The sequence below is a fragment of the Ruegeria sp. genome (genome assembly GCF_028066395.1).
Classification (GTDB): Bacteria; Pseudomonadota; Alphaproteobacteria; order Rhodobacterales; family Rhodobacteraceae; genus Ruegeria.
The window spans coordinates 25,245-31,425 of the sequence record NZ_JALCBM010000051.1; the positions used below are offsets into that span (position 1 = coordinate 25,245).

Annotated in this window: 11 protein-coding genes and 1 pseudogene; 8 read left to right on the forward strand and 4 right to left on the reverse strand. The window is 61.9% G+C overall.

Annotation, left to right across the window (positions count from 1 at the left end; translation table 11 throughout):
* A pseudogene (locus MPJ51_RS15470) lies at positions 1–140 on the reverse strand (nitroreductase); the annotation flags it as partial.
* Positions 141–261: 121 nt separating this feature from the next.
* On the reverse strand, positions 262–507 hold the full coding sequence (locus MPJ51_RS15475; RefSeq protein ID WP_298388579.1) for a hypothetical protein: 246 nt from the start codon (positions 505–507) through the stop codon (positions 262–264).
* A 121-nt stretch (positions 508–628) separates the two neighbouring features.
* Here MPJ51_RS15475 and MPJ51_RS15480 point away from each other — a divergent pair, with 121 nt between their 5' ends.
* The 5 genes from MPJ51_RS15480 to MPJ51_RS15500 all read left to right on the forward strand — a co-directional run bounded on the left by MPJ51_RS15480 (position 629) and on the right by MPJ51_RS15500 (position 2,558).
* Positions 629–1,333, forward strand: a complete 705-nt coding sequence (locus MPJ51_RS15480) for a M48 family metalloprotease (protein WP_298388581.1) — start codon at positions 629–631, stop codon at positions 1,331–1,333.
* Complete coding sequence (locus MPJ51_RS15485; protein ID WP_298388583.1) at positions 1,330–1,698, forward strand: YigZ family protein; 369 nt, start codon at positions 1,330–1,332, stop codon at positions 1,696–1,698. Before MPJ51_RS15480 ends, MPJ51_RS15485 begins: the two co-directional genes overlap by 4 nt.
* Before the next feature lie 69 nt (positions 1,699–1,767).
* The gene (locus MPJ51_RS15490) at positions 1,768–2,019 is read left to right on the forward strand and encodes a DUF6455 family protein (protein WP_298388585.1); all 252 of its coding nucleotides are present in this window, start codon (positions 1,768–1,770) and stop codon (positions 2,017–2,019) included.
* A 12-nt stretch (positions 2,020–2,031) separates the two neighbouring features.
* Positions 2,032–2,301: a DUF6455 family protein gene (locus MPJ51_RS15495; protein ID WP_298388587.1), complete on the forward strand. Its 270-nt coding sequence runs from the start codon at positions 2,032–2,034 to the stop codon at positions 2,299–2,301.
* Positions 2,301–2,558: a DUF6455 family protein gene (locus MPJ51_RS15500; protein ID WP_298388589.1), complete on the forward strand. Its 258-nt coding sequence runs from the start codon at positions 2,301–2,303 to the stop codon at positions 2,556–2,558. Before MPJ51_RS15495 ends, MPJ51_RS15500 begins: the two co-directional genes overlap by 1 nt.
* Positions 2,559–2,561: 3 nt before the next feature.
* Here the strand turns inward: MPJ51_RS15500 and MPJ51_RS15505 are convergent, their stop codons facing one another.
* Positions 2,562–2,804, reverse strand: a complete 243-nt coding sequence (locus MPJ51_RS15505; protein ID WP_298388591.1) for a CDGSH iron-sulfur domain-containing protein — start codon at positions 2,802–2,804, stop codon at positions 2,562–2,564.
* Between the two features lie 212 nt (positions 2,805–3,016).
* Here MPJ51_RS15505 and MPJ51_RS15510 point away from each other — a divergent pair, with 212 nt between their 5' ends.
* Together MPJ51_RS15510 and MPJ51_RS15515 are read left to right on the forward strand one after the other, a co-directional pair.
* A complete protein-coding gene (locus tag MPJ51_RS15510; RefSeq protein ID WP_298388593.1) occupies positions 3,017–3,205 on the forward strand; it encodes a hypothetical protein in 189 nt (62 codons plus the stop codon).
* 128 nt (positions 3,206–3,333) lie between these two features.
* Positions 3,334–3,690, forward strand: a complete 357-nt coding sequence (locus MPJ51_RS15515) for a diacylglycerol kinase (RefSeq protein ID WP_298388595.1) — start codon at positions 3,334–3,336, stop codon at positions 3,688–3,690.
* Positions 3,691–3,716: 26 nt separating this feature from the next.
* Here MPJ51_RS15515 and rimO read toward each other — a convergent pair whose 3' ends face one another.
* Entirely contained in the window at positions 3,717–5,105 is a 1,389-nt protein-coding gene (rimO, locus tag MPJ51_RS15520) for a 30S ribosomal protein S12 methylthiotransferase RimO (protein ID WP_298388597.1), read from the reverse strand.
* A gap of 99 nt (positions 5,106–5,204) precedes the next feature.
* Here rimO and MPJ51_RS15525 point away from each other — a divergent pair.
* The coding region (locus MPJ51_RS15525; protein ID WP_298388599.1) for an AsmA family protein at positions 5,205–6,181 on the forward strand (977 nt) is incomplete at its 3' end.

The following is a 6,181-nucleotide window of genomic DNA, read 5'->3' on the forward strand; positions in this document are numbered from 1 at the left end:
CCATGATCGGGGCTGCGCGCGGCGGCGGTCAGCAGGGGCAGCAGCTCATCCCGCGAAGGCGCCGGGGCCACCAGCGTCTTGGCCGGGCGGGACCGGCGGTTTTGCAGAAAGTCCAGCGCGGCGGGCGAGTTGAGCGACATATGTTAACTTCCTTTACATGATTCAAATCTATCTCGGTCGGGCAGGGCCCGGTTTCAAGGGCGACCTGACGAGAAAGGAGACGGATTTTCAACCGGAAAACTGACGCAAGCGCATCCGGGTTTAGCGGTCACGCCCGGTTTCGCGGACCTGATAGACGCCCTCGGGCAGATCCAGCGCGGCGGCCAGATCGCGGACCTGTTCCGGCGACAGGGTGATCTTCTGCACCGTGTCCGTGCGTGGGTCCAACTGCTCCAGCGTGACACATTCGGCGAAACTGTTGATAACGACATCCTCTTGCAAAGGCTTGGGGCCTTCATCCACCAGAGTAATGACGGTCGAGTCGAATTCATGCTCAATCGAAAACATGGGGGCAGAGTGCCGGGGCAAGGCCGGTATTGCAACCCGCCAAAGACCAATTCGATGGCTGGCCCCGCCGGAATTGCCGCGCTATGCTGGCCTGCCGGCAGGGAGATGGAAAGGAACTGAAATGCGCCGCCTAGCACCGATGCTGGCCCTGTTGCTGGCGGCCTGCGTGTCCCCCAGATTGGTGGCCGTATCGGCCGAGGACTGGCAACCGGACGCGCCCGACATGCAGGCCATGGCCCGCGAGTTCACCGATGTCAGCCGCAAGGTCAGCAATGCCGCCCGGACCGAGTGCAACCGGCGCACCACTGCCGTCAATTGCGATTTTGTTGTTTTGGTCGATCTGGACCCGCGCGCGCCTGCGAATGCGTTTCAGACGCTGGATGACAAGGGCCGCCCGGTCATCATCTTCACGCAATCCATGATCCGGTCGACGCTGAACGCGGATGAGGTTGCTTTTGTCATGGGGCACGAGGCGGCGCATCACGTGCTGAACCACATCGCCCGGCAGGCCCAGAACGCCAAGGACGGCGCCCGCAGTTTCGGCGACCGCGCGCGCGCGCTGGGCGAGGACGCCGCTGCTATTGAGGCGGCGCAGGAGTTGGGGGCCGAGGTTGGGGTTCAAAGCTATGCCCGGGAATTTGAGCTTGAGGCTGACCAGCTAGGAACGATCATCACATACAGGTCCGGCTATAACCCGCTGATTGGCGCCAAATACTTTGCGCGCATACCGGACCCCGGCGACCAGTTTTTTGCCACGCATCCCCCCAATGCGCAGCGTGTTCAGATGGTGCTGCAAACGGCGGCAGGGCTGGGGGTGACGCAATGACCGAACTGACCTGTCTGGGGGTGGTTCTCAGCGACCGGGGATCGAAATATGCGGTGACCGGCGCGCGCGTGACCAGCCGCGCGGATGTGGACGCGGTGCTGGCGCAGCTGAAGACCGAAAAAGCCTACGCCAAGGCCACCCACAACACCTGGGCGGCGCAACTGCCGACAGGGGCTCTCAAGGCCGATGACGGGGAAACCGGGGCCGGGATGGTCATCCTGCGGATGATGCAGCGTGCCGGGCTTGAGGATCACGTTGTCATCGTAACCCGCTGGTACGGTGGCAAGAAACTGGGCGGAGACCGTTTTCGCCGGGTACAGGACGCCACCCGCGCCTATCTGGATCATCTGGAAACCGGACCTTGACCTGAGTCAAAGGCGGCCATTTCCCGCTGCGGTATCCTGTTTGCAATCGCGAAACAGAAAGGAAACCGCATGTCCCGACAGGAAATCCTGCGCCACCACGCCGGTTTGGTGGACAACATGGCCGCCAGCCTTGGGGTCGATCTGGAAGAAGCCGCCATCGCCGGTGCGTTGCGCGTGGATGAAATCTCGGACGCTGTGTTGCGCTGCGCCGATTGCCCCAATCCCGGCCATTGCGAAGCGATGCTGTCGCAACGGTTGCATCAGCCCGATGCGCCCGAATATTGCCGCAACCGCGATCTTATGGGCCGCTTGCAACCGTAACGGACGAGAGAAATGCCCCGCCTCGGACAGCTGATGACACATCTGCGTCTGGTCCTGCGCATGGGGCAGGCCACCGGAACCGACATCGTGGCGGCACACCGCGCGGGGCAGTTAAGCCAGAGCGATTGGGCCGAGATGGTACAGTATTGCCGGGGCTGCGAATGGGCCAGCACCTGCCCCGATTGGCTGGACGATAACGAAACCGCGCCAGAGGCCCCCTGTACCTGCCCCAACCGGCACCGTTTTGCCGCGCTTCGGGCCAAACACGCGCGGGTCGCCTGATGCCCCGCCGCCCGCTTGGAGATATCGAAAAGCACTTTTGGCTGACACGGTCCGTCGCCCGCTGCATGGGCCTGTCCCTGAGCGAGGCGATGGCCGAGGGCAAGCTGTCTGCGCAAGATTACGCCGAGATGGTCACCCGTTGCCGCGCCGCTGAATGCAGTGAACCCTGTCAGGCCTGGCTGGCGCTGCGGCAAGCCCGTGCCGAAACCGCACCGGATTTCTGCGTCAACGCCGGCAAGCTCAACGAACTGACCTGACGCTCAGAGTTTGGAGTGGCTGCCATCGCAAAGTGGTGACTTGGACGAATGTTTGCACCCGCAAAAGAACACCTTCTTGCTGGCCTCAGCCGTGTATTTCACCGGCTCCAACCCCGTGCCCTTATGTGATCCATCGCAGAAGGGCTGTTTTTGCGACTTGCCGCAGGCGCACCAGAAATAGTTTTTGCCCTCGGTCACCTCGACCGGATAGGGGGATTTCTGGGTGATGATCGGGGCGTCTGACATGTGGCTACTCCGTCTTTGGCTGATGTCAGGGGTAATGATTAGGGCAAATTCAGCAAAAGAACAGCCCATCGGGGTGCGTTGCACAGGCGTGGTTTTGCCTTTGAACACAAGGAAGTGATGAACCGAGTTGCCATAGGGTTGAGTAACCCCTATTCTGATTCTGGCCCCGAAAAACTGGGCAATATCAGAAAAGTATTAGAGGATTGAAGGACATGAAACTCAAATTCGCTGCCATCTGCGCTACCGCTGTTGTGCTGGGTGCCTGCGCGCAGCAGGAAGAGCCGACCCCCGTTTATGTTCAGCCAAGCTATGACAAGCATGGCGCGCCCAGCTGTTCCGCCGGGTACGCGCTGGCCACGACCGAAGCCGGTCAGACCGTCTGTAACCCGGTCGCCCAATAAGCCTTTCGCAGGCGGTTCCATCGGGGCCGCCTGCAAAGCTTTCTTTGACAGACCGCCCCCGGGGCGGTTTTTTGTTGTGTAGGGCCGCGGAGTGCGCCGTGCAGGTTTCAGTATCGGAGCGTTGTCAGATGAAAAACTTCTTTGTTCGGCTCAAGGACCGCACAAGGTGGAGCTGGCAGGGCCTGACCGCAACATACCAAGAGGAATATTCGTTCCGCGTCTGGGTCTGGCTGAACCTGATCTCGGCCATACTGGCCGTGCTCCTGCCGATCTCCGACAGCTTACGGGCCTTGATTCTGGCGCTGGGCCTGCTGGTTCTGGTGGCCGAGCTGTTCAACACTGCCATTGAACGCGCGGTAGATCATACCTCGACCGAACATCACAAACTGGCGGGTCAGGCCAAGGACGCCGCCAGCGCGGCGGTTGCTTTGACCGCCGTCGCTGCCGGGATTGCCTGGGTCGTGGCGCTTGTGGGACTAACCTGAGCTTTCGGGCGTAATCCCCAGATAGATCAGGCCAACTTTCCCCACAGATCATATTCCCCGGCCTCATCAACCTCGACCGTTACGATGTCGCCGGGTTTCAGACCTTCGAATCCCTCGTCAATGAACAGGTTGCCATCAATCTCGGGCGCGTCGGCCTTGGTGCGGCAGGTGGCGGCTTCGTCATCGACCTCGTCAACGATGACCTGCAGGGTCTGGCTCACCTTGGCGGCCAGCTTGGCCTCGGAAATCGCCTGCGCCTTTTCCATGAAGCGGTTCCAGCGGTCCTGTTTGACCTCGGCCGGAACATGATCGGGTAGGTCGTTCGACCGTGCGCCATCGACGTTTTCGTATTGAAAACAGCCGACACGATCCAGTTGAGCCTCATCCATCCAGTCCAGCAGGGTCTGGAACTCGGCCTCGGTTTCGCCCGGATAACCCACGATGAAGGTGGATCGCAGGGTGATGTCCGGGCAGATCGCGCGCCACGCGGCGATTTCGTCCAGCGTCTTGGCCGCTGCCGCCGGGCGGGCCATACGTTTCAGAACGTCCCTATGGGCGTGCTGGAACGGGATATCCAGATAGGGCAATACATTGCAGCCCGCATCCGCCATCAGCGGGATCAACTCGCGCACATGCGGGTAGGGGTAGACATAGTGCAGGCGAATCCAAGCCTCCATCTGCCCCAGTTCGCGCGCCAGATCGGTGATGTGGCTGCGCACCTCGCCGTCTTTCCACGGGTTCAGATCGTATTTCCGATCCAGCCCATAGGCCGAGGTATCCTGCGAAATCACCAGTAATTCGCGTACGCCCGAGGTGACCAGCTTCTCGGCCTCACGCAGCACTGCATGGGCCGGACGGCTGGCCAGTTTGCCACGCATGTCGGGGATGATGCAGAACTTGCACTTGTGGTTACAGCCCTCGGATATCTTGAGGTAACTGTAATGGCGCGGGGTCAGTTTCACGCCGCTGGCGGGCAGCAGGTCCACGAACGGGTCCGGGTCGGGGGGGACGGCGGAATGCACCGCGTCCAGCACCTGTTCATACTGGTGCGGGCCGGTGACCGCCAGAATGCGTGGATGATGCTCGCGGATATAGTCCGGGTCTGCGCCCAGACACCCCGTGACGATGACCTTGCCGTTTTCCACCAGCGCCTCGCCAATCGCCTCAAGCGATTCGGCCTTGGCGCTGTCGAGAAAACCGCAGGTGTTCACAATCACGGCATCGGCACCGGAGTAATCGGGCGAGATGCCATAGCCCTCGGCCCGCAGACGGGTCAGAATACGCTCACTATCCACCAACGCCTTGGGGCAGCCCAAAGACACCATGCCAAGGGTCGGCTGGTCCTGTCGGGGCGCGTCAGAGATCCGGGCGGCAGGCGCCAGGTCGGGGCGGAGGTTCGGCGGGTTCGTACTCATGGCGCGGCATATAGTGGGGAAAGCTTCCCCTTGCAAATGCCGCCCGCGCAGGGCTGACTTAGGGTTGAGCAGACAGGCCCAGACGACAGGTGGCGAAACATGAAGTGGCTGATACGGATTCTATTCATTCTGGTTGCGGTTTTCGGACTGGTTCTGGGGGCCTTGCTGCTGATGCCCGGCGACAAGCTGGGCGCGATTCTGGCCGAACAGGTCAAGACGCAGACCGGGCGTGACCTGACCCTTTCGGGGGATGTCAGCCTGTCCTTCTGGCCGGTTCTGGGGATGGAAACGGGGCCTGTTACCTTTGGCAACGCCGAATGGGCCGGGTCCGAACCGATGCTGAGCGCCCAGAGCCTTGCGGTGGGCGTCGATGCCTCGGCCCTGCTAGGCGGGGATATCCGGATCAAGCGGGTTCTGGCCGACAACCCGGTGCTGCGGCTGGAGTTGAACGATGGCCGTGGCAATTGGGAACTGACGGCCCCCGTTTCAACGACCCAGCCCGCGGCGGTCAGCGGCGCGGCCCCGAGCAGCGGCGCGATCACGCTGGAGCGGCTGGAACTGACCAATGCCCGGCTGATCTATGTTGAAAACGGCCAGATACGGATGGATTTCGCCGATGTCGATCTGTCTGCCCGCTGGCCCGAGGTCTCGGCCCCGATGCAGATGCAGGCCAGCATGCCGGTCACCGGCGGCGCGGTGAATGTGGACCTGACGATCCCCGACCTGCCCGCCTTTGCAACCGGCAGCGTCACATCACTGGTGCTGAACATGACGGCGCCGGGTGGTGCGTTCAATTATGCCGGGCGGGTCAATCTGGCCGGAGAGATGGATGGCAAGATCGATGTGAAATCCTCGGACACCGACCGGATGCTGGCCGCGTTCGGGCAGGGCGGTGTCTCTGTACCGCAGGGGCTGGGCAAGGTCGCCGAGGTGACCGGCCAGATAACCTATACCAGCGATGGCCGGATTTCCCTGCGCGATATGGTGGCGGTTCTGGATCAGAACCGGGTGAGCGGAGAGGCCGATATCCAGATTGCCGCAACCCCGCAGATCACCGCGCGCCTGAACGCGGGCGA